Here is a 21,766-nt window from a genome sequence, read left to right on the forward strand (position 1 = left end):
CGCCCCCCGGATCTACTCCTGCGACTGGTGCTGCGAGGTGCCGTGCTGCGAGGTACCGCTCGCCGCGTCCGCCGTGCCCTCCGCGGACTCGTGACGGAGGAGGCGGAGCAGGATCCGCACCACGATCCCCAGGTACAGGCGGCCGCGGAACTTCGCGATCCTGCGCACAGTGGCCCGTGGCATGCCCCGCACGACCGTGACGATGGTGCGTATCTCGGCTCGCGTGGGCGGCACCGCCTCGACCCCGAGCGCACTGTGCTCGTCGGTGAACCAGCGGAGGTAACCGTCGAGGGTCTCGCCGTTCGCCGTGCGCCATGAGCCCGACTCGTACAGGCTCTCGACGTCCTGCAGGGCGGCGCGCAGTGCGGGCGCGCTGCCGCCGGCGATCTCCGGGCGGATGCCGCGCTCGTCCAGACGGTCCATCGTCTGGCGGGCGACGGGAAGCACGATCGGCAGGATCTCGTCGATGAGCGCGTTCAGGCGCTGCCGCTGCTGGGGCGAGTACTCGTCGATCGAGGGCGCCTCGCCCTCGTTCCGACCGTCCTCGGGCTCCGCATCGGACCCGAGCCGGCCGTGCTCGGCGTCGACCTCGCCCTGGAGCTCCTGGAGCTGCTCGATCGGGCCCTCGAGACCGGGCAACCGGTCCACCCACGAGCTGTCGACCCCGAGGGAGACCAGCAGTTCCTGACCGGCACGGAGGAGGAACTCCTTGTCGTGCATCCACTCCGGCCCGTCGGCGATGGACGCCTTCGAGGTCTGGCTCCGGTCCTCCGTCGCCCCCTGCGTGGTCCCGCTCTCGGCGTCCTGCCGCTCCGTCATGCGTCCCTCTTTCCTGCGGTGCCCACCGCACCTGCGGTCGTTCCTCCGAGCGAGCGTAGCGCCAGGATCCGAGGGTGCTGGGATGCCGACGCTCACTCGGCGGGCTGGACGACCTGCTCCCAGTGCTCGAGCAGGTGCGTGAGCGCCGCCCGCGCCGTGCCGAGCTCGTCGCTGCTCGCATCGGGAGCGGCGAGCACGTGCATGTCCTCGTCGCCGACGACGACCACGAAGGGGAAGCGCTCGGGCGCCTCGTGCAGGGCCTCGTCGATCTTGTCGATGACCTGCGGTCGCGTGTGGTCGTGGGCGGGGGTGTCGGTCACGGGTGCGCTCCTGTCGTTCGTCGTCCGCCCGCGGGGCGATGGGGCGGATCGTCCGTCCCCCAAGGATCCCACGGACCGGAGCGCGCAGCTCACCTCACTCCCAGGAGAAGCTGCGTCAGGGCCGGATCACAGGTGGTCGAGCAGGTCGCCCAGCACGCGAATCCGCGCTTCGCCGACGCCGCGGTACGGGAGACTGGACCCATGCACCGCTGCCGCCTCCACGTCCTCGGCGCGAGCGGCTCGGGGACCACGACACTGGGCCGCGCCGTGGCCGACGCCTGGTCCGTCCCCCACGCCGACGCCGACGACTACTTCTGGGTGCCCACCGACCCGCCGTTCACCATCAAGCGCACACCGGCCGAGCGCCTGGCCCTCATGGACCACATGTTCGCGCCCCGCGACGCCTGGGTGCTCTCCGGGGCGATGACCGGGTGGGGAGAGCAGATCGTGGAGACCTGCAGCGCAATCGTGTTCCTCACCCTCGACCCCGACGTGCGCATGTCGCGCCTGCGCGAGCGCGAGTCCCGGCGCCGCGAGGGCGGGGCGATGGACGACGACGCCTGGCGGGACTTCCGCGACTGGGCCCGCTCCTACGACGACCCGTCGTTCACGGGACGGAGCCGCCACCAGCACGAGGCCTGGCTCGCCGCCCGGAGCCAGCCGGTCCTGCGCCTGGACGCCGCCCGCACCGTGACGGAGCTGCGGGACGAGGTGTTGGCCTGGGAGCCCAGCTGAACGCCGCACCCGGCCCAGCAGAGAACCGGCGCAGCCGCACTGCCCGCCCCTGGGCCCGGTGACCTCGAGACCCAGAGACCCGGTGACCCGGTGACCTGGTGACCTGGTGACCTGGTGACCCATCTGCCCTTGCCGCCGCCCCTCCCGCGTGCGACCGTGAGAACGGATCCGACGACAGGGTCCCCGGACGAGGGTGCCGTACCCGGACAGCGACAAGACGGCCGCAGGAGGCTGACATGTCGTGGATCGTTCTCGTGCTCTCGGGCCTGATGGAAGCCGTGTGGGCCACCGCCCTGGGCCGCTCGGAGGGCTTCAGCAGGCTCACCCCGTCCATCGTCTTCGCCGTGGGACTGGTGCTGAGCATGGCCGGCCTCGCCTTCGCGATGCGCGACCTGCCCACGGGCACCGCCTACGCGGTGTGGGTCGGGATCGGCGCGACCGTCACCGTGCTCTTCGCGATGGTCACGGGCGCCGAGGCGGTCTCGGTGATGAAGGTGCTGTTCCTGGCGATGATCATCGGCGGCGTGATCGGCCTGAAGATCAGCGGCTGAAGCCCTGCATCCTCGCTGCTCAGCTGCTCGTGCCCTCCGCGAGGCGGGCACGGACGAACGCCGCCACCGCGTCGAGGATCTGCTCGTCGATGCCGTGACCGAGGCTCGGCGAGAGCTCCTCGGTGAGCCGCGTATGACGACGCAGCCAGTCCCTGACCTGCGCCTCCATCGTCGGGTCGAACAGCGGATCCTGTCCGCCGTGGCCCCAGAGCGCGGGCACGCCCTGCTCGGCGAGCGCGGCGTCGCCCGGGAGGTCCGCCGGGAACGGCGCTCCCGAGAGCACGACCACCCAGTCGAGGGCCTCGGCATCGCGGCGCAGCAGCTGCAGGGACAGCACGGCGCCCTGCGAGAAGCCGATCGCGCCGACGATCCGCCCCGGCACTGCGCGCGAGGCCCAGTCCTCGAGCGCCGCGGCGGACTCCTCGAGCAGGCCGAGGTCGTCCGCGCCGAGCGGCGGCGGCGCCAGCCAGCCGAAGCCCGGCCCGCAGGCGAGGACTCCCCGCAGCGCCGCATAGACCACCCCGCCCGGCAGCATCGGCGCGAGGGACAGCAGATCCTGCTCGTTGCTGCCCAGTCCGTGCAGGAGCAGCACCACACGATCCTGCGGACCCGGCGCGTGCGGGAAGAACCGCACCGCGCTCTCGTCGATCCGCGCGGGTCCCTCGCCGATGCGCTCGACGGGCGGGAAGCCGAAGGGGTTGGGCCTGCTCATGGACTGCTCCTGATTCATCCGTTCCGGTTCAGCCGTGCCGATTCAGCCGACGTCGGGGAGCGTCGCCCGCAGGGCGTCGAGCTCGTCGCACAGCTCATCGGCGAAGGACGTGCTGCCGTCGCCGTCGGTCCAGGTCGCGTACGCGTTCTTGAAGGCGAGCAGTCCGATCTCCGCGGCGAGCGCGGCCGTGCGGGGAGCGATGCCGCGCTCCTCGAGCGCACGCGCGGTCTCGGCCGCGAGTCCCACGTGCTTGAGCTGGTCGCGCTCGCGCAGCTCGGCGCTCGCCGCGATCACCGCGCGCAGTCGGGGCCCCATCTCCCGGCGCTCCGGGGTCATCGCCTCGCTCGCGCGGAGCAGTCCGGACTCGACCGCGGTCAGCGGCGAGGCATCGTCGGGCGCCGCCGCGACCCCCTCGCGCAGCAGCTGCGAGAGGGACTCCTGCCCGGCCGCGAGCACGTCGCGCTTGTCGCCGAAGTGGCGGAAGAACGTGCTGCGGGTGAGGTCCGCGGCCTCGGCGATCTGCGCCACGGTGGTCGCGTCGTATCCCTGCTCCGAGAACAGACGGATCGCAGCGGCGACCAGGCGCTCTCGTGCATCGGGCTTCCAGCGGGGCATGGAAGGGGACTCTACCGCCCGGCCGGTTGATCGCGCCCGTCGGCGGTCCGAGCCATGGGACGACCATCCCGTGACCGCCATTCCTGCTGGCAGGGGTGATGTGGACCGCTGAACATCACCTGTTCCATCAACCGATGCGACACCAGCCCCATCAGGTGTACGTTGACGGCACACATGTCGCATCAGGCGGCATCCTCGAGAGGACTCACCATGAAGGTCTTCGTCACCGGCGCCACCGGGTTCATCGGATCCGCCGTCGTCCCCGAGCTGATCAGCGCAGGGCACGAGGTGGTCGGCCTCGCGCGCTCCGAGCGCTCGGCCGCTCGACTCCAGGAGCTCGGAGCCTCCTCCCTCCCCGGCGATCTCACGGACCTCGACGCGCTGCGCCGCGGGGTCGCGGCGAGCGACGCCGTCGTGCACCTCGCCTTCAGCAACGACTTCACCGCGGTCGAGGCCGGGGTCGAGGAGGAGTCGCGCGCCGTGCACGCCATGGGCGAGGCGCTGGCCGAGCGCGCCCTCGCTCCTGCCCGCACTCCGCACGAGGGCCCGGCCTTCGTGATCGCCTCCGGCACGCCCGCGATACCCGGCCGCGCGTCCACCGAGGACGACCCCTACCTCGCCGAGGGCCCGATGGCGGCCCGCGCACGCACCGCCCAGTACGTGATGGACCTCGCCGCGCGCGGCGTCCGACCCGTCGCGGTCCGGCTGCCCCGCTCGGTGCACCAGGCGCACGTCCGCTACGGCTTCGCCTCCATGCTCATCCAGGCGGCCCAGCGCAGCGGCGTCTCCGGGTTCGTCGGCGACGGCGGCCAGCGCTGGCCCGCGGTGCACGTGAAGGACGCCGCCCGGCTCTTCCGCCTCGCCCTCGAGCGCGCCGACGCCGGATTCCAGGCGCAGGCCGTCGCCGACGAGGGGGACGCGATGCGGGACATCGCCGCCACGATCGGCGAGACCCTCGATCTCTCAGTGCGGTCCGTCGACGCGGAGACCTTCGGGTTCCTGGGCCAGATCTTCGCCCTGGACCAGCCGGCGAGCAGCCGGGGGACCCGCTCGGCCCTGGGCTGGGAGCCCACTCACCCCAGCCTGCTCGAGGACCTGCGGGCCGGCGGCTATCCCTCCTGAGCGGCCCCACGCCAGAGGCCCCGCGCCAGAACTCCTGCGGGACTACTCCTCAGAGGCCCCGCTCCCGGGCAGGCGTCCTCCTCGGCGGGTCTCCGGACCTCCGAAGACCTCCGGCGGCACCACGCGATCCCCGCGGCACCCCCATGGGCCGCGGGGATCGCTGTGTCCGCGACCCCGCACGCACCGCACGCACCGCTCGGTCCTGCGCCCTCCCGTGACTCAGCAGACACCGTGCACTCTATGCAAACGTGCACTCGGTGCATATTCTGATGCACGTCGTCGGACGACGGACTCCCGAGCCGCCGGAACCCGCTCAGCGCGGGATCCGCGGACCCCGATGCCCCGTCGGCCGACCCACGGAACCATCAGGAGAGGTGCGATGTCCCCGACAGACACCCAGACCCCGCGCGACGCGGAGGCGACCCCGGACGGATCGGCCGCCACGAAGAAGCCCGGGCTGCGCGAGCGCAAGCGCGAGGAGCTGCGCCGACGCATCGAGCGCGCCGCCCTCGAGCTGATGATCGAGCACGGCTTCGCCGACGTCACCGTGGAGATGATCTGCGAGAGCGCGGACGTCTCGCGGCGGACGTTCTTCAACTACTTCGGGTCGAAGGAAGCGGTCGTCATCGGCCGCGATCCGGGCCCGCTCCCCGAGCACCTCCAGGAAGCCTTCATCGACGGCCCGCGCGGCAGCATCCTCGCGGATCTCGTCCGCATGCTCCTGGCGATGATGACCACCAAGCCGCACGACGTGGACCAGAAGATCTGGCGAGCCCGCCTCGAGCTGATCCGCAGCGACATGACCCTCGCCAAGGCGATGGCCGACAAGGTCGCCGCGAAGAACCGCGATCTCGAGGACCTGGTCACCCGCAGGATCCGCAAGCGCTACGGCGCCTCGGGCACACCACCCGGGCCCGGCGCCGCCTCCGACGCCGGGCCCGGCCCCGACGGCGCAGGCACTCCCGCAGCCGATCCGGCGGTCGAAGCGCTCATCACCCGGCAGACGGGCTTCATCGTCGCCATGTGGTGGGGCATCGCCCGCTACGCCATCCAGATCACCGTCGAGAACCCCGACATCGAGGACCGCGAGCTCATGGAGTCGCTCCTCGACACGTTGACCCTCATCCAGGAAGCAGAGCTATGACCGCCACCCAGACCGCAGCCCCCGCGGCGCGCGGAGCGCACGGACAGGCCGCCGCTCCGTCCGCGTCCTCCGGCACGGCTCCGTCCACCAAACTCGTCCCGCTGTTCGCGGGCCTTCTCATCGCGATGTTCATCGCGGCCCTCGACCAGACCATCTTCTCCACCGCCCTGCCCACGATCGTGGGCGACCTGGACGGCGTCGACCAGATGCTGTGGGTGACCACGGCGTATCTGCTGGCCTCGACGATCATGATGCCGATCTACGGCAAGCTCGGCGACCTCATCGGCCGCAAGCCCCTGCTGATCTTCGCGCTGTCCGTGTTCGTCGTCGGCTCCCTCGTGGGCGCCGTCGCCGGCAACATGGGCGTGCTCATCACCGGCCGCGCCATCCAGGGCATCGGCGGCGGCGGGCTCATGCTGCTCGCCCAGGCGATCATCGCCGACGTCGTCCCCGCACGTGAGCGCGGCAAGTACATGGGCGTGATGGGCGCCGTGTTCGGGCTGTCCTCCGTGGTGGGCCCGCTGCTGGGCGGCTGGTTCACCGAGTCGCTCAGCTGGCGCTGGGGCTTCTGGCTGAACATCCCGCTGGGCGCGATCGCGATCCTGGCCGCCGTGTTCTTCCTGAAGCTGCCCAAGAAGTCGCAGCGCGCCCGCCTGGACGTGTTCGGCATCCTCACCATGGCGATCGCCGTGACCTCGCTGATCCTCGCGACCTCGTGGGGCGGCAACACCTACGAGTGGGTCTCCTGGCAGATCATCCTGCTGTTCGTCGCGACCGTCGTGTTCGGCGCCCTGTTCGTGCTCGCCGAGCGCTACGCCGCCGAGCCGATCATCCCGCTGCACCTGTTCCGCAAGCGCAACTTCGTGCTCACCACGATCGCCGCCCTGGTGATCGCGATCGCGATGTTCGGCGCGATCGGCTACATGCCCACCTACCTGCAGATGTCCACCGGCGTCTCCGCCACGGAGTCCGGTCTGATGCTGCTGCCGATGGTCGGCGGGCTGCTGATCACCTCGATCGCCTCGGGCCAGATCGTCTCGCGGACCGGCCGCTACAAGTGGGCGCCGATCCTCTCGATGCTGGTCGCCGCGCTCGGCGTGTTCCTGCTGTCGACCATGACCACCGACACCGCGACCTGGGTGATCATGTCCCACATGTTCGTGCTCGGCGCGGGCCTGGGCATCGGCATGCAGAACCTCGTGCTGATCGTGCAGAACACGTTCCCCGCCGCCGAGGTCGGCACCGCGACCGCCTCGAACAACTTCTTCCGGCAGATCGGCGCGTCCCTGGGCTCGGCCATCGTGGGCTCGGTGTTCACGAGCCGGCTGACGGACCTGCTCAGCGAGCGCATGCCCGCGCAGGCGGCCCAGCAGATGGGCGGCAGCGGGGACACCAACTCCCTGACGCCGGCCGTCGTGGACAAGCTGCCCCAGCAGATCCAGGACATCGTCGTGGGCGCCTACACCGACGCCCTCACCCCGATCTTCCTGTGGCTGGTGCCGCTGCTCGGCGTCGCCTTCGTGATCGTCTTCTTCATCAAGGAGGTCCCGCTGGCCACGACCGTGGGCGCCTCCGGGATGACCGAGGGCGAGGCCGGTGCGGCGAGCGCTCCCGGAACCGGGTTCCCCGCGACCGGTGCGCCGACGAACGGCCTCCCGGCCGGCGGCGCCGCGCTCGCGGCCCGCACCGAGCGCGAGGACGATCTGCGGCTGGGCCTCGTGCTCTCCCTCGTCATCCAGCGCGCCCATCGCGCCGACGAGGACTCCGAGCTCACGCGGGCACTCGCCCACCTCGCCGGGGACCGACCCGGCAGCACCGCCGAGCGCGCCGACTTCGCCGTGCGCTCGCTGGTCACGCCGGCGGCCATCGCCCTGCTGCGCGGAGCCGGGGCCGACGTCGACGCCGCCGACCCCTCCCGGGGCCGCCACCGCGCGCCGCACGCCGCCGACCTCGACGGCACCGATGCGGCCGAGCACGAGAGCCACGACCCCCACCGGGCCGACGGCAGCGCGCCCCTCATGTCCCCGCACCTCGCCGCCCAGTCCTGAGCGGCACTCGACACACCTCGCCGTCCCGTCCGGGACGGCCCCCGAAAGGACAGTTCTGATGACTCGTCGACTGATCGGAGCGATCGCCTCGCTCCTCGCCATGATGGCCGGGCTCTGGCTCGTGCTCTCCCCCTTCGCGCTGGGCTTCCAGAAGAAGGACGCCGACTGGACCGACGCGACCCTCACCGACGTCTGGACCGGCCTCCCGCTGGCCCTCGTCGGCCTGATCGGCGTGATCGTGTTCGCGGCCGCGCTCAGCAAGCACATGGTCCAGGCCGGGTTCGTCACCCCGCGTCCCGCGCCCCAGCAGGCGCAGTACGGGCAGCAGGATCCCGCCCAGCAGTACGGCCAGCAGCAGTACGGCCAGCAGCAGTACGGGCAGCAGTCCTCCCCGCAGCAGGGCTACGCGCAGCAGGGCGCCCCGGCGGCCCCCGCCTCGGAGCGCTCGCGTGAGATGGATGCGATGCTCGAGCCGCTGATCGCGGCCCTGGCCCGCGACATCGAGCGCGAGGAGCACACCGCCTCCGCCGCCGCGGAGACGCCGCACCACCGCGAGTACGGCCGCGCCGCCGTCGGCACCGACACCGGTGCCCAGGCCTCCGTCCCCGCCGAGCGCTGAGCGCTCCCCCGTATCCAGCGCTCCGGCGCGCGCATCCCGCGCACGCAGCCAGCGCATTCTCGCCTCAAGGAGAATCCTGATGACCCAGATCTCGCACACCGCCCCCGCAGGCACGGGCTCGCACGCCCAGACCGCCGCACCGCAGGCCGCACCCCAGACCGCCGACGCGGCCGGTTCCGCCGGCTCGACCGGCTCGGTCGGCACCGTCGGCTCGACCGGCTCGGTCGACCGCGCCGAGTCCGTCTCCGCCGTGAAGGCCGAGCCGATCAGCGTGCTCGACAAGGTCGGCATGGGCATCCTGGGGCTGCTCACCCTGAGCGGCCTGTGGATGATGCTCGCGCCGTTCCTCACCGACACGCAGAAGCGCGGGGCCGACTGGTCGGTCGGCACCACGAACGACTTCTTCGTGGGCCTCGTGCTCGCCGTGGTCGCGCTCGCGGCCCTGGTCGCGGTCCTCGCCGGCGGGCTCTCCGCCGTCGCCCGGCGCGCCCGCGCCGCCCGCACGGAGGCCTGAGCCCCTCCCGTCGGCCGGGCCGAGCGTCGGCCTGGGCATCCGTCGGCCGGACCGGCCCGTCGGCCTGAGCGCCCGTCGCCCCGGCCGAAGGCCCGCTCCGGGCATCCGCCGGGCCCGGCCCGGCGCCCGACGCACTTTCAGTGCTGCGCAATGGTCGTTATGAGCCCTCATAACGACCATTGCGCAGCACTGTTCGTATGCATGGGCCCTCACGGAGGCGCGTCACGGGGCCGCAGCCGGCTCGGCCCGCTGCTACTCCCGTGCCCCGCCTCGTCCGTCACCTCACCGCTCTCCTGCGCCCCGCCCCTGCTCGTCCCCCTCCTCGACCACCCGCACCGTCCCGGCGCCGCCGTCGATCCTCACCCGCTGACCGGTGCGCAGGCGGCGGGTGGCCGTGCCGGTGCCGAGCACGGCGGGGATGCCGTACTCGCGGGCGACGATGGAGCTGTGACTGAGCGGACCGCCCACGTCGGTGATCACGCCCGCGGCCATGGCGAACAGCGGCGTCCACGCCGGGGTGGTGATCGCGGCGACCAGGATCTCGCCGGGACGGAAGTCGCGGAACTCGTCGGGTCCGGAGAGGACGTGGACGGGTGCGGTGACCGTGCCGCCGCTGCCGCCGATCCCGGTGAGCACGGGGCCTTCCGCACCGCCCTCGCCACCGCCCTCGCCACCGCCGTCGCGCCCGCCCCCGCCCTCGCCGACCGACGGCATCCAGCGGTCGAAGCCGTGCCAGATGGAGCGCTCGGGCAGCAGCTGCGGGGGCGTCGCGAGCTTCTGGCCGCGCCAGGCCACCTGGCGGTCCTCGATGATCCCCGCCCGTGTGGGCAGGGGCTCCGCGCCGCCGTCGAGCGCGCGGGCGAGGTCGAGCAGCTCGTCCCTGCGCAGCCAGAACACGTCGTCGGCCTGCGCGATCACGCCCGCTGCGACGAGGCGGCGGCCGATCTCCCGCAGGGCGCGCCGGGCCGCGGGCCAGCCCAGGCCGATGCCGGCGAGCGCGTCCTCGCGAGCCGGCGCGAGCTCCTGGGCGCGGCGCAGCAGGCGCTCGAACAGCCTGCGCAGCGGTGAGGAGAGATGGGCGGAGATCCGTGCGGCGCCCTCCTCGCGGTCCCGCGCCGCCTTCTCGCGGCGCTCGCGCGGATCCGTCCCGTCCCCGCGCAGGTACATGCGCAGCACGTCCCACAGCAGCTCGGGGGTGTCGGCGGCGACGGGCTGCGCGACGTCCAGGGTGTAGGTGGCGTGGCCGTGCGCGTCCAGGTGGGCGGCGAAGCGCTCGCGCCACTGCGTCCACACCTCCTCGTCGACGCCCTCCGGGCAGTGCTCGGGGACCGCGTCGGACGCCTCGAGGGCCGAGGCGAGGCTCTCGTGCTCGCGCGCCCATGCGGCGAGGTCGTAGAGGGACTGCTCGGCGCGGATCGGCTCGCTCTCGAAGCCGAACAGGAGGGTCTCCGGGCGCGGGTCACCGGGCCGAGCGACGCGGCGGCAGAGGGCCGTGAGGGCGGTCTCGGCGATCACGACGGGCGGGATCACGGTCTGCACCGCCGTGTAGTAGGCGAACCCGGCCGCGACCAGGCGCTCCGCGCTCTCGAGCAGCGCCACGGCCCCGGTCGAGCCGGCGTCCGTCGCGGACTCCTCCTCGACCACGCGCCGGTACCGCGGCAGCGCCGTGGTGCTCCAGTAGCGCGGCCCGCCCACGCCGCCGCGCAGCAGACGGGGCACGAGCAGCCCCGACCGGGCCGTCATCCCGGCCATCGCGGCGTTCGTGTACCCGTAGTAGGCGTAGCCGTTGATGGTCGTGAACTCGACGCCCTTGTCGCGGAAGACGCGGCTGCCGCTCGCGTCCGTCACCGTCGCGATCATCTGCTCGATGACGTGGGCGGAGGTGAGGTCCGCGAACAGCGGCGTGAGCGGGTCGGGCATCTGCTCGACGATGCTCGCGCGGAAGTAGCCGGCGTGGCGACGGGGCACGGGCCACGATGTCGGGGCGGGTCCGGCCGGCGCGGGGAGGCCGACGATGGGCCGCGCCTGGGTGATGACGAAGCCGGTGCCCGCGCGCGCCCACTCCACGTCCTGCGGGGCGCCGTAGTGGTCGGTGATCCGCGCGCCCCAGGCGGCGAGGTCGAGCGCGGCGTCGTCGTCGAGCACGGGGGCGCGACGCTCAGCGGGGCCGACGGGGACCGTCAGGGTGCCGCCGTCGGCCGCCGTCGCATCGTCCCGCGCGGCCGGGGCGGCCGCGTCGTCCGGGGCGGCCGGCACCACCATCACCTTCTTGTCGGCCGTCGAGCGGGAGGCGACGCGTCGGCGCAGGGTGTCGATCACCAGATCGTCGGTGTCGACCTGCCCGGAGACGACGGCCTCGCCGAGGCCCCAGGCGGCGCTGATGAGCGTCTCGGAGCGCCTGCCGTTCTGCGGGTTCGCGGTGAACATGACGCCCGCGGAATCGGCCGCGACCATCTCCTGGACCACCACGGCGAGCGCGACGTCGGCCGGGTCGATGCCGCGGCGCGCGCGATAGGCCAGCGCCCGGGCGGACCACAGGGAGGCCCAGCAGTCGCGGACGGCCCGCAGCAGGCCGTCATCGCCGGTGACGTGCAGGTACGTCTCCTGCTGTCCGGCGAAGCTCGCGTCCTCGAGATCCTCCGCGGTGGCCGAGGAGCGCACCGCGACCGGTGCCTCGCCCAGCGTCCCGCGCGCCGAGAGGAGCGCGTCTCGCAGGTCCTCGGGGATCTCGGCGCCCGCGAACAGCGCTCCGACCTCGGCGCTCGCCCGGTCGGCGGCCTCGGTTCCGTCGGGGTCGAGATCGCGGACGGCGTCGAGCAGCCGCTCCTGGATGCCTGCGGTCCCGACGAATCGTCGGTAGGCGGCGGTGGTGAGCACGAACCCCGGTGGCACGGGGATCCCCGCCTGTGTGAGCTCGCCAAGGTTCGCGGCCTTGCCGCCCACCTCCGCGACGTCCTCCCGTGAGATGTCCTGGAATCCGCGGACCGTGCGGTCGACCATGGCGCCTTCTTCGACGGTGCGCCCGGAGTGGGACGCGTGGCGCCAGAGAGCGTAACCCCGCCCCGACCGGGCGGCCACCCGCTGCACCGCCGGCGGCCACCGCTGCGCAGCGGTGGCCGCGCCGCCCGGCGTCGCCGTCCGCCTCTGCTAGCGTCGCGGCACGCCGTACCGTCGGCCATCGATCCGAGGAGGGCTGGCCCCACCATGCAGAACGACGCCCCTCACAACACCCCGCGCATCGCGCAGACTCGTGCCCACCAGGAGGATCACTCCCTGGACGTGCGCATCGGCCATCACGAGCTCGTCCTCAGCCAGCGCTACGAGGCCGCGAGCATCGCGAACGACGTGCTGATCGGGATCTGGTTCATCGTGGGTTCGATCTTCTTCTTCTTCGCCTCGATGATGACGGCGGGCACCGTCCTGTTCCTCATCGGCTCGATCCAGATGACGATCCGCCCCGCGATCCGCCTGGCCCGCCGCTTCCACCTGCAGCGCGTCAGCGGCCGACCGGTGCCGCACGCGATGGACTTCTGATGACCCGGCTGAAGGACTCGACGCGCCTGCGCCTGCTGCTCTCGGTCGTGGTGGGCGGTGTCCTGGGGGTCCTGCTCTGGCTCGCGACCGATCGCGTCCACGCCACGATGATCGCGATCACCGTGGGCGAGACCGTCTTCCTGGTCACCTCATGGCTCTCGCTGTGGCCGATGGACGCCGAGCAGACGCGGCGCAGCGTGGGCCGGGAGGACCTGCGCCCCTCGGCCGACGAGGCCCTCACCGCGGGCGCCTCCGCCCTCGCGGTGATCACCGTCGTCGCCCTGCACCTGGGCGCAGCGGGCCCCAGCGGGGCGTCCACTCTGGGCGCGGTCATCACCCTGGTGGGGGTGTTCGGCGCCTGGGCGTGCGTCCACCAGACCTTCGCCGTCCACTACGCCCACCGCTACTACGCGACCGGCGGCGGGCTCGACTTCGGGGACGACGATCCGCCCGCCTACTCGGACTTCCTCTACGTGGCCTACGCGGTGGGCATGACCTACGGCGTCACCGACACCGGCGCGGTGGACCGCGGCATGCGCAAGATCGTGCTGCGCCACGGTCTGGTCTCGTTCGTGTTCGGCCTGGTCATCCTCGGTGCGGCCGTGAACCTCGTGGCCGGGGTCTTCGGGCTCAGCTGAGAGGGCCCGCCGGATCGGGCTCGATCATTCGGCCGACGTCAGGGACGACGAGCACGACGGCATGATTGCCGCCCCGGCCGGTTGTCGCCGGCCTCCGGTCGCCAGTCTCCGGTCAGGCCCGCGCCAGGATCGCGACGAGGAAGTCGTCGGCGGCGGGCCGCAGGTCCCAGCTCGAGAAGCGCTGCTGGAGGACGAGGCCCGCGGCCTCGGCGTCGGCCGCGAAGTCCTCGAAGGCGTAGCCGCGCCCCGCGCCGAAGCCGACGACGAGGCGACCCTCGGGGGCGAGGTGCGCGGCGAGGCGCTCGAGGGCGGGCCGACGCTCGGCGGCCGAGAGGAAGGCGAGCACGTTCCCCGCGCTCACCTCGAGATCGAACACGAGACGCTCGCCGGCGTCGGAAGGCGTCGCGCGGTCCCCGCGCGCCTCGCGCAGGTCCAGCTCGGCGAGGTTCTGGACCTCCCAGCGCGCCTGCGGATGGTCCTCCCGAGCCACCGCGATCAGCTCGGGATCGAGGTCGACGCCCACGAGCGCGTGGCCGGCGGGCAGCAGGTGGGCGGCGAGCCGGCCCGTGCCGCAGCCGGCGTCGAGGATGCGTGCGTGACGGGGCGCCATCGCATCGATCAGTCGCGCCTCGCCCAGGATGTCGGTGCCCTGGGCGGCGATGCGCCGCCAGCGCTCGGCGTAGCGGCGGGCGTGCCCGGGGTCGCGGCGCACGGCCGCGTGCCAGAGGTTCTCGTCGGGGCCGATGGAGGGCGTCCGATCCGAAGCGGCCGTCGGATCCGCAGGGTCGGACGAGGGCGCCCCGGCACCGGAGTCCGACGACGGCGTGGGCTGCAGAGGAAGGGAGGGCATGCCTCCAGTGTGCCAAGCGGATCGCGACGATGGCGCGCCGACGGGGCGCCCCGCCGCAGCGGAGCGCCCCGTCGGTCAGGACTCGGAAGGAGCAGGCGTCAGGCCTGCGGACCCTCCGTGGAGGGAGCCGAGGCGGGTCCCCCGGTGGCAGGACCGGAGGAGGCGGGACCGGAGGTGCCGGTCGCGCCTGCGGCCGCGGATGCCTTCCCGGAGGCCGCCGCCTTGCCCTTGTTCTCCTCGATCTTCTCGAGCTGGCGGGCGGCGGCATCCCGGCCGCCCAGGCCGAAGGCGAGCACGGCGGCGGCCGCGAGGCCGATCACCAGCGCGCCGAAGGCGATCTCGATGATCCTGTCGGCCACGCCCATGGACTGCAGGCCCATGGCGGCGAACAGGATGATGATCGCCCACTTGATGACCGTGGAGGCCGTGCCCGAGACGAGCTTGGAGACCACGGAGGCGATGAAGAAGCCGGCGGCGATGATGACGGCGCCGAACAGGACGCTGCCGCCGAGGTTCAGGATCTGGCTGAGGATCTCGGTGATCTGGGGGAAGCCCAGCACCTGCGCCGCCATCACGGCGAAGAACAGGACCACGGCGATCTCGATGATCCGCAGCACGGTGGGCGTCGCCGAGGAGCCCTCGGAGATCACGTCGTTCTTCTGCAGCCAGTCGTCGATCCCGGTGGACTCGAGGATCGGCCGGAACAGCCCGGTCACGAAGCGCGCGATGAGCACGCCGATCCCCACCAGGGCGACCGCGGCGATGATGTTCGGGATCGCCGTGAACACGGTGGTGAGCATCGAGGCGGCCGGATCGGAGATCGAGGCGATCCCGAGGATCTGCAGCGAGGCGATCGACACCACGATCATGATCAGGGCGAACACGACCGAGGCGATGATCTCGGGGATGTTCGAGCCGGGCTTGCCACCGCCCTGGCCGGGATGTCCCTGCTGGGGCTGTGCCTGCGGGTGCTGATCCTGCTGGGGCTGACCCTGCTGCGGGGCCTGGCCCTGCTGCGGAAGCGGCTGGGTGTGCCCGGGAGTCTGGCCCTGCGCCGAGGCAGTCCCCTGCGCGGAAGCGCCGCCCTGCGTGCCGCGCTGATCCCCCATGGCGCCGCCGGTGGCCCTCTGGATGCCCGACTGGGCGGTGCCCAGGAGCTTGCCGAAATCGACGGCGTGCAGGGCGGTGGTGATGAGTGCTCGCACGATCTTGGCGATGACCAGGCCGATCACGAACACGAACACGGCGCCGATGATGTTGGGCAGGAACCCGAGGCCCTGCTCGAGCATCGAGGTGACGGGCGTGAGCACCTGGTTCAGCTGGAAGATCCCCAGCACGATCACCAGGCCCAGCAGCCAGATCACCATCGAGAGGATCGTGCCCACTGCATTGCCGAGGGACGCTCCGTCCTGGCCGATGCGCCGCAGCGCCGGCACCTTCTGCGCGAGCTTCGAGGCTGCGCTCTTGAGGACGGCCGCGAGGATCGCGGTGATGATGAGGACGACGATCGCGGCCAGGACCTTCAATCCCAGTCCCGCCCAGTCGACATTGGACAGTGAGTTCACGGCTACCTCCGTGGGTCACGGGAGCCGACCGTCCGACGGGTTGTGGGCCGGGGACGGTGAGGAGGCTCCTCTGCCGGGGAATTGCGGATGTGTGACCACGCTAACACCCAGGGTTCGCGACGAGGCCAGGCCAGAGGGCGGATCCCCGCACGACGGAGCGCGAGGGATGCTCGTCATGTCCTCCTTCCTCGGACGCCATGTCCGCGCCATGTGGCGGTGCTGGGCTGGATCCCATGGCTCATCCTGATCCCCACTGCTCGCCCGTCGACGCCCGTCGTCCGCTCACGCGGAGAGGACTCCTGACGGTCTCCGCCGCAGCGATCGCAGGGACCGCAGCGGCGGCCGCACCTGCCCGTCGTGCCTTCGCCGAGGACTCCGGACTGCGGGCCGACGGCACCACGCTCGATGCCGTCGCGACGCCCGAGCAGGGCGCCGAGGACGGCTACCGTCGGCTCGTCGCCGGCCCGGGCTACGAGCACGTGGTGCGCGAGGACGGCCTCGAGAACGCTCCGAAGGCCTCCCGGGCCGACACCCGCCGGTCTCTCGCGTCGTTCGTGCAGTTCACGGACCTCCACGTGCTGGATGCCCAGTCGCCGATGCGCTTCGAGTTCCTGCACGACCTCACGGGCTCCGCGTTCCGTCCGCAGGAGTCCCTGACCACGCAGGGCGCCGTCGCCCTGGTCGAGCGCGTGAACTCCCTGCGCCGCGGCCCGCACACCGGGCGCGCCTTCGACTGCCTGGTCAGCACCGGGGACAACACGGACAACCACGAGCACATCGAGCTGGACTGGTTCCTCGCCGTCATGAACGGCGGCGAGATCGCGGCCTCCACCGGCGATCCGGACCAGTGGGAGGGCGTGCAGAGCAGCGGCGACGCGAGCTACTGGAACCCCGCCGACCCCGTGCGCGACCGCTATAAGGAGGTCGGCTTCCCGGAGCTCCCGGATCTGCTCGAGCGCGCGGCCTCCTCGCATCACAGCCCCGGTCTGCAGGTGCCCTGGTTCAGCGTGTTCGGCAACCACGACGACTCCATCAGCGGCACCCTGCCCTCCGACTGGAAGGGCCTCGCGGACCTCTACACCGGCAGCTGGAAGTTCACCGGCTTCGAGGACCCGTCGGCCCATAAGCAGCTGCGCGAGCAGGTGAGCCGCGCCGAGAGCACCCGCGCGCTCTCCGGCTCGGTGAGCCGCAGCAGCGGGAGCGCCCGGTCGAAGCGGGACTTCTCGGTCACGGCCGACGAGCGCCGCGCGCCCTTCACCACCGAGGAGTACATCCGCGCGCACCTCGAGCGCCCGCAGCCGGTGGGGCCGGCCGGCAACGGCTTCACCGAGCAGAACGTCCAGGAGGACACCGGGTACTACACCTTCGAGATCGCCGAGGGCGTCGTCGGCATCGCGCTGGACTCGACGAACCGCGCCGGTTTCACGGGCGGCTCGATCGGCCACGCCCAGTACCGGTGGCTCGTCGAGCGCGGCTCCAGCCGGCACTACGACGGACTGGGACGGCTCGTGCGCAGCCAGGCCGAGGACACCCGCTTCGTGGTCTTCAGCCACCACACGCCCGATTCGATGAACAACCTGCTGCTCGAGCCGGGCAACGGCGAGCTGCGGCACGCCGGCTGGGATGTCGCGAACCTGCTGGGGCGCTTCCCCAACGTGCTGGCCTGGGTCAACGGCCACACCCACACCAACGAGATCAGCCTGCACGGGCACGCGAAGCCCGAGCGCCGCTACTGGATCATCAACACCGCCTCGCACGTGGACTTCCCGCAGCAGGCGCGCGTGGTCGAGATCGTGGACAACCGCGACGGGGCCCTGTCACTGCTGAGCACGCTGATCGAGGCCGACGCGCCCTACCAGGGGGATGCACTGGCCTCCCTCTACCGCGAGCTGTCGTTCAATGACATCCACGCGGACCTCTCGCAGGAGGGCACGCCGCAGGACCGCAACGTCGAGCTGCTGCTGGTGGCGCCCGGCGCCTGAACCGCGCTCGGACCGCCCGCCGCCCGACCCGCGGCCCGATCCGGCCGACCATGCGAGAAGGCCCCCGGGATCTCTCCCGGGGGCCTTCGTCTCACGTGCGCGAGGGGGGACTCGAACCCCCACGCCCTCTCGAGCACACGGACCTGAACCGTGCGCGTCTACCAATTCCGCCACTCGCGCGTGTCTCCGGCACCAGGAGTCGCAGCTCACCGAGACCGAAGTGCCCTCAGACTACTCGTACGCAGGCGCTCGCCCAAACCCCGCCGACCGTGGGGTGCGCAACACCACTCCGTCGACGCGGCGCCGGCGCGCACGTCAGCGGGAGGATCCGGCCTGCCGCTCGCGCACGAGCTCCGCCTCGGTGAAGGCGTCGCCGATGTGGGCGGGGTCGATGCGTCGGCGCACCACCGTCACGTACAGCACGGTCGCGATCGCGACGGCGATGATGCCGACGATCGCGGCGAGCGTCATCTCGGCGCGCACCACGACGGTCGCGAACACGGCGAGCAGGCCGATGATCCCGACGTTCGCGGAGACCCGTCCTCCGGGCATCCGGAAGGTCGCGCCCTCGACGCGGCGGGCGCGGAAGCGCAGGTAGGTCACGAGGATCAGCATCCACACCAGCAGCACGGCGAACACCACGACGCTCATCAGGTAGCCGAAGGCGGCGACGCCGCTCATCTGCAGCACGGCGGCGGCGAGGATCCCCACGCAGCTCACGGCGATCGCGGGCGCGGGCACCCTGCGCCGCGTGACGCGGGAGAAGACCCGCGGTGCCAGGCGGTCCTCCGCGAGGGAGTGCATGATGCGGCTTCCCGCATACAGGTTCGCGTTGGCGGCGCTGAGGGCGGCGATGAGCACCAGCAGGTTCGTGATGCTCGCGGCGGCGGGCACGCCGATGGAGTCGAAGACGGTCACGAACGGGGAGGTCTCCACGGCCTCGCCGGTCGCCGACGCCTGCCTCCACGGCACCAGCGCCACGACGATCCCGATGCTCACCACGTAGAACAGGGCCAGGCGCACGATCGTGGTGCGGGCCGCGGTGCGGATCGAGCGTGCGGGCTCCTTGGCCTCGGCCGCCGTGATCGACAGCAGCTCGATGCCGCCGAAGCTGAACATCACCACGCTGAGGGCGATCCAGACCGCCGCCCAGCCGTTCGGGGCGAAGCCCCCGTCGGCCGTGAGCCCGGAGAGACCCGGCGCAGGGTGCGCGCCCGTGCCCAGGAACACCAGGAACAGGCCGACGAGCATGAACACGACCACCGCGATCACCTTGATGCTCGAGAGCACGAACTCGACCGCGCCGAAGGAGCCGACGGTGGTGAGGTTGATGGCCAGGATGACCGCCGCGAAGAGCACGATGCCCACGGGCACGGGGATCGCCGGGAACCAGTAGGCGAGGTAGAGCGCGCAGGCCACGAGCTCGGTCGCGGTGACGGCGACCGTCACGATCCAGTACAGCCAGCGGCTGAGGTAGCCCCAGTACGGGGAGAGGTAGTGGGCGGCCAGCGTGCCGAAGCCGCCGCGCACCGGGTGGCGGGAGGCCATCTCGCCCATCGCGAGTGCGATCGTCGCCGCGATGAGTGAGCCGATGGCGAACGCGATGATCACGGCGGGGCCCGCGTAGCCGATGGCCTCGCCAGACCCGAGGAACAGGCCGGTGCCCAGCGCGGAACCCATGGCGATCATGGCGATCTGGCCGTGGCCGAGCGAGCGGGCGAGCTGCGGAGCGGGATCCCCGCCGGATGCCGACGGGGCGCCGCTGCTCACCGGTCCCGGGTCATCGGACGCACGGGGAGGGGGCGTCGAGGAGGAGGTGTTCACCCGCACGAGGGTAGTCGTCGATCGCGCGCTCCGCGGACTCGGCCACCGCCTGCGCCCTGGCCCTCCCCACGACGTGAAGCGCCCCGCCTCCGAATGCTCGGAGGCGGGGCGCTTCGCACGTCGCGGCTCAGGCCGCGAGGGAGGGGGTCACTTCGCGGCGCCCTTGGCGGCGACGGCCTGGACGACCAGGTTCGCGAAGACGTCCTCGTGCAGACGCACGGTCGCCTTGTACTCGCCGAGCGACTTGATGGGAGTCGTGAACTCGACGGAGCGGCGGTCGATGTCGCGGTCGAACGCGGTCTTCACGGCGTCGGCGACCTCCTTGGAGGTCACGGCGCCGAAGAGACGGCCGTTGGTGCCGGCGCGCTCGGAGACGACGACGGGCTTCGACTCGAGCACGGCCTTGAGCGACTGCGCCTCCTCCAGGCTCGCCACGGCGCGCTTGCTGCGCGCGGAGCGGATCTGGTCGAGCTGGCGCTGGCCGCCGTCGGTCCACGGGGTGGCGAGCTTGCGCGGCAGCAGGAAGTTGCGCGCGTAGCCGTCCTTGACGTCGACGACGTCGCCCGCGGTGCCGAGGCCGGTGACCTCGTTGGTGAGGATGAGCTTGGTGGTCATGTGTGTGCCTTCCTCGCTCAGCGACCGGAGGTCGAGTAGGGCAGCAGGGCGATCTCGCGGGCGTTCTTCACGGCCTTCGCGATCTTGCGCTGCTCCTGCACGGACACGCCGGTGACCCGACGCGCGCGGATCTTGCCGCGGTCGGAGATGAACTTGCGCAGCAGGGCTGCGTCCTTGTAGTCGATCGACTCGACGCCCGCTGCCTTCAGCGGGTTCTGCTTCTTCTTCGGCTTGCGAAGAACAGGCTTGGCCATCGTGGTGCTCCTAGTTCCTTGGTGCGGAGCCCGGGTCTCCCCGGGATGGGTGAATGGTGTGTGCGCAGGGCGCCTGCCCTGCAGTGGTCGGGGACGCGTCCGTCCGTCGACCCCTCGGTCCCGCCTCCGGTCACCCTCGGGTGATCAGCGCGGATCCCTCGGGATCAGAACGGCGGGTCGTCGTACCCGCCCTGGTTGCCGCCGGCCCACGGGTCCTGGTCGGCGCCGCCGCCCTGGTTCCCGCCAAAGCCGCCCTGGCCGCCTCCGGAGAAGCCGCCGCCCTGGCCGCCCTGGGGGCCGCCGAAGCCGCCGCCCTGGTTGCCCTGGCCGCCCTGGCCGCCGCGCTGACCGCCGCCGTTGAAGCCTCCGCCGCCGCCGCGCTGGACCTTGTTGGCCTTCGCGGTGGCATAGCGCAGGGACGGGCCGATCTCGTCGACGTCCAGCTCGATCGAGGTGCGGTTGTTGCCCTCGCGGTCGGTGAAGGAGCGCTGCTTGAGGCGACCCTGCGCGACCACGCGGGTGCCCTTCTCGAGGGACTCCGCCGCGTTCTCGGCGGCGTCGCGCCACAGCGAGCAGCGCAGGAACAGAGCCTCGCCGTCCTCCCACTGGTTCGACTGGCGGTTGAACGTGCGGGGGGTGGAGGCGATGGTGAAGGAGGCCACGGCGACGCCGGACTGCGTGAAGCGCAGCTCGGGATCGGCCGTCAGGTTCCCGACCACCGTGATGATCGTGTCATTGGCCATGCTCTGCTCCTGATCTCCGGGTGCTCTCGTGCGGGGGTGGGGTGCGGCGAGCCGACGTCGGCTCCGTCATGCGGCTGCGGGCCCGGGGCCCCTGTCTGCGGGGTCCGAGGATTCCGCGGCCGACGGGCCGGTCAGCTCTCGCGGATCACTTCGCGTCGAGACGCATGAGCTTCGTGCGCAGGACGGACTCGTTGAGTCCGAGCTGGCGGTCGAGCTCCTTGGCGGTCTCCGACTTCGCGGTGAAGGACAGGACGACGTACACGCCCTCGGACTTCTTCTGGATCTCGTAGGCGAACTTCCGCTTGCCCCAGACGTCCACCTCGTCGACGGTTCCGCCTTCGGCAGGGATGACCTGCACGAGCTTCTCAAAAGTGGTGCCGACGGTCCGCTCGTCGATCGAAGGGTCGAGGATGACGACCATCTCGTACTTGCGCATGTTCGAGTACCCACCTCCTGTGGTCTCAGCGGCCACGGGACTTCCGTGGCAGGAGGGTTCCATGCTGTCCGGGCCACTCGGATCGCGGCACAGACCAGCCAAGACTACCCGGGCGTGCGCAGGCCC

Annotated in this window: 22 protein-coding genes, 1 tRNA gene and 1 riboswitch; of the genes, 10 read left to right on the forward strand and 13 right to left on the reverse strand. The window is 72.0% G+C overall.

What is annotated here, in order from left to right:
* Window positions 1–12 precede the first annotated feature (12 nt).
* Together ACFQ53_RS00330 and ACFQ53_RS00335 are read right to left on the reverse strand one after the other, a co-directional pair.
* Window positions 13–819: a hypothetical protein gene (locus tag ACFQ53_RS00330; RefSeq protein ID WP_377853692.1), complete on the reverse strand. Its 807-nt coding sequence runs from the start codon at window positions 817–819 to the stop codon at window positions 13–15.
* 92 nt (window positions 820–911) lie between these two features.
* Complete coding sequence (locus ACFQ53_RS00335; protein ID WP_200501958.1) at window positions 912–1,139, reverse strand: hypothetical protein; 228 nt, start codon at window positions 1,137–1,139, stop codon at window positions 912–914.
* A gap of 201 nt (window positions 1,140–1,340) precedes the next feature.
* Here ACFQ53_RS00335 and ACFQ53_RS00340 point away from each other — a divergent pair, with 201 nt between their 5' ends.
* Window positions 1,341–1,874 (forward strand): hypothetical protein, encoded by a 534-nt coding sequence (locus tag ACFQ53_RS00340; protein WP_377853695.1) that lies wholly within the window; start codon window positions 1,341–1,343, stop codon window positions 1,872–1,874.
* A gap of 161 nt (window positions 1,875–2,035) precedes the next feature.
* Window positions 2,036–2,102, forward strand: a riboswitch (guanidine-III (ykkC-III) riboswitch).
* A gap of 8 nt (window positions 2,103–2,110) precedes the next feature.
* Window positions 2,111–2,425: a multidrug efflux SMR transporter gene (locus tag ACFQ53_RS00345; protein ID WP_200501961.1), complete on the forward strand. Its 315-nt coding sequence runs from the start codon at window positions 2,111–2,113 to the stop codon at window positions 2,423–2,425.
* A gap of 19 nt (window positions 2,426–2,444) precedes the next feature.
* Here the strand turns inward: ACFQ53_RS00345 and ACFQ53_RS00350 are convergent, their stop codons facing one another.
* Complete coding sequence (locus tag ACFQ53_RS00350; RefSeq protein ID WP_377853699.1) at window positions 2,445–3,137, reverse strand: alpha/beta hydrolase; 693 nt, start codon at window positions 3,135–3,137, stop codon at window positions 2,445–2,447.
* A gap of 42 nt (window positions 3,138–3,179) precedes the next feature.
* A complete protein-coding gene (locus ACFQ53_RS00355; protein ID WP_377853702.1) occupies window positions 3,180–3,752 on the reverse strand; it encodes a TetR/AcrR family transcriptional regulator in 573 nt (190 codons plus the stop codon).
* Window positions 3,753–3,962: 210 nt separating this feature from the next.
* Between ACFQ53_RS00355 and ACFQ53_RS00360 the strand changes: the two genes are divergently transcribed.
* The 5 genes from ACFQ53_RS00360 to ACFQ53_RS00380 all read left to right on the forward strand — a co-directional run bounded on the left by ACFQ53_RS00360 (window position 3,963) and on the right by ACFQ53_RS00380 (window position 9,199).
* Window positions 3,963–4,874, forward strand: coding sequence for an SDR family oxidoreductase (locus ACFQ53_RS00360; RefSeq protein WP_377853705.1), 912 nt, complete (start codon window positions 3,963–3,965; stop codon window positions 4,872–4,874).
* Between the two features lie 379 nt (window positions 4,875–5,253).
* Complete coding sequence (locus ACFQ53_RS00365; protein WP_377853707.1) at window positions 5,254–6,018, forward strand: TetR/AcrR family transcriptional regulator; 765 nt, start codon at window positions 5,254–5,256, stop codon at window positions 6,016–6,018.
* Window positions 6,015–8,066 carry an MDR family MFS transporter gene (locus ACFQ53_RS00370; RefSeq protein WP_377853710.1) on the forward strand — a complete coding sequence of 684 codons (2,052 nt, stop codon included), beginning with the start codon at window positions 6,015–6,017 and terminating at the stop codon, window positions 8,064–8,066. Before ACFQ53_RS00365 ends, ACFQ53_RS00370 begins: the two co-directional genes overlap by 4 nt.
* Window positions 8,067–8,124: 58 nt before the next feature.
* The gene (locus ACFQ53_RS00375) at window positions 8,125–8,685 is read left to right on the forward strand and encodes a hypothetical protein (RefSeq protein WP_377853713.1); all 561 of its coding nucleotides are present in this window, start codon (window positions 8,125–8,127) and stop codon (window positions 8,683–8,685) included.
* 79 nt (window positions 8,686–8,764) lie between these two features.
* Window positions 8,765–9,199, forward strand: coding sequence for a hypothetical protein (locus ACFQ53_RS00380; RefSeq protein ID WP_377853715.1), 435 nt, complete (start codon window positions 8,765–8,767; stop codon window positions 9,197–9,199).
* Window positions 9,200–9,481: 282 nt separating this feature from the next.
* Here ACFQ53_RS00380 and ACFQ53_RS00385 read toward each other — a convergent pair whose 3' ends face one another.
* Window positions 9,482–12,199, reverse strand: coding sequence for a PEP/pyruvate-binding domain-containing protein (locus ACFQ53_RS00385; protein ID WP_377853718.1), 2,718 nt, complete (start codon window positions 12,197–12,199; stop codon window positions 9,482–9,484).
* 204 nt (window positions 12,200–12,403) lie between these two features.
* Here ACFQ53_RS00385 and ACFQ53_RS00390 point away from each other — a divergent pair, with 204 nt between their 5' ends.
* Both ACFQ53_RS00390 and ACFQ53_RS00395 read left to right on the forward strand, forming a co-directional pair.
* Window positions 12,404–12,733: a YrhK family protein gene (locus ACFQ53_RS00390; protein ID WP_377853721.1), complete on the forward strand. Its 330-nt coding sequence runs from the start codon at window positions 12,404–12,406 to the stop codon at window positions 12,731–12,733.
* Window positions 12,733–13,371, forward strand: a complete 639-nt coding sequence (locus ACFQ53_RS00395; RefSeq protein ID WP_377853723.1) for a DUF1345 domain-containing protein — start codon at window positions 12,733–12,735, stop codon at window positions 13,369–13,371. The genes ACFQ53_RS00390 and ACFQ53_RS00395 overlap by 1 nt, the downstream gene beginning before the upstream one ends.
* Window positions 13,372–13,483: 112 nt before the next feature.
* On the opposite strand, the gene ACFQ53_RS00400 is transcribed toward ACFQ53_RS00395, so the two are convergent.
* Entirely contained in the window at window positions 13,484–14,221 is a 738-nt protein-coding gene (locus tag ACFQ53_RS00400; protein ID WP_377853726.1) for a class I SAM-dependent methyltransferase, read from the reverse strand.
* A 98-nt stretch (window positions 14,222–14,319) separates the two neighbouring features.
* The gene (locus ACFQ53_RS00405; protein ID WP_377853729.1) at window positions 14,320–15,786 is read right to left on the reverse strand and encodes a mechanosensitive ion channel; all 1,467 of its coding nucleotides are present in this window, start codon (window positions 15,784–15,786) and stop codon (window positions 14,320–14,322) included.
* A 233-nt stretch (window positions 15,787–16,019) separates the two neighbouring features.
* On the opposite strand from ACFQ53_RS00405, the gene ACFQ53_RS00410 reads away from it, so the two are divergent.
* Window positions 16,020–17,768 (forward strand): TIGR03767 family metallophosphoesterase, encoded by a 1,749-nt coding sequence (locus ACFQ53_RS00410; protein WP_377853733.1) that lies wholly within the window; start codon window positions 16,020–16,022, stop codon window positions 17,766–17,768.
* A 96-nt stretch (window positions 17,769–17,864) separates the two neighbouring features.
* On the opposite strand, the gene ACFQ53_RS00415 is transcribed toward ACFQ53_RS00410, so the two are convergent.
* From ACFQ53_RS00415 to rpsF, 6 genes are all read right to left on the reverse strand, one after another.
* Window positions 17,865–17,948: transfer RNA gene (locus ACFQ53_RS00415), tRNA-Leu, on the reverse strand.
* A gap of 135 nt (window positions 17,949–18,083) precedes the next feature.
* The gene (locus ACFQ53_RS00420) at window positions 18,084–19,592 is read right to left on the reverse strand and encodes an amino acid permease (RefSeq protein WP_377853736.1); all 1,509 of its coding nucleotides are present in this window, start codon (window positions 19,590–19,592) and stop codon (window positions 18,084–18,086) included.
* A 147-nt stretch (window positions 19,593–19,739) separates the two neighbouring features.
* Window positions 19,740–20,207 (reverse strand): 50S ribosomal protein L9, encoded by a 468-nt coding sequence (gene rplI / locus ACFQ53_RS00425; RefSeq protein WP_152353949.1) that lies wholly within the window; start codon window positions 20,205–20,207, stop codon window positions 19,740–19,742.
* A 17-nt stretch (window positions 20,208–20,224) separates the two neighbouring features.
* Window positions 20,225–20,461: a 30S ribosomal protein S18 gene (gene rpsR, locus ACFQ53_RS00430; RefSeq protein WP_152353950.1), complete on the reverse strand. Its 237-nt coding sequence runs from the start codon at window positions 20,459–20,461 to the stop codon at window positions 20,225–20,227.
* Between the two features lie 164 nt (window positions 20,462–20,625).
* Window positions 20,626–21,204 carry a single-stranded DNA-binding protein gene (locus ACFQ53_RS00435; RefSeq protein WP_377853741.1) on the reverse strand — a complete coding sequence of 193 codons (579 nt, stop codon included), beginning with the start codon at window positions 21,202–21,204 and terminating at the stop codon, window positions 20,626–20,628.
* Window positions 21,205–21,349: 145 nt separating this feature from the next.
* A complete protein-coding gene (rpsF, locus tag ACFQ53_RS00440) occupies window positions 21,350–21,640 on the reverse strand; it encodes a 30S ribosomal protein S6 (RefSeq protein WP_377854473.1) in 291 nt (96 codons plus the stop codon).
* Window positions 21,641–21,766: the final 126 nt, after the last annotated feature.

The sequence above is a fragment of the Brachybacterium sp. NPDC056505 genome, assembly GCF_042794925.1.
In the GTDB taxonomy this organism is placed as follows: Bacteria; Actinomycetota; Actinomycetes; order Actinomycetales; family Dermabacteraceae; genus Brachybacterium; species Brachybacterium kimchii.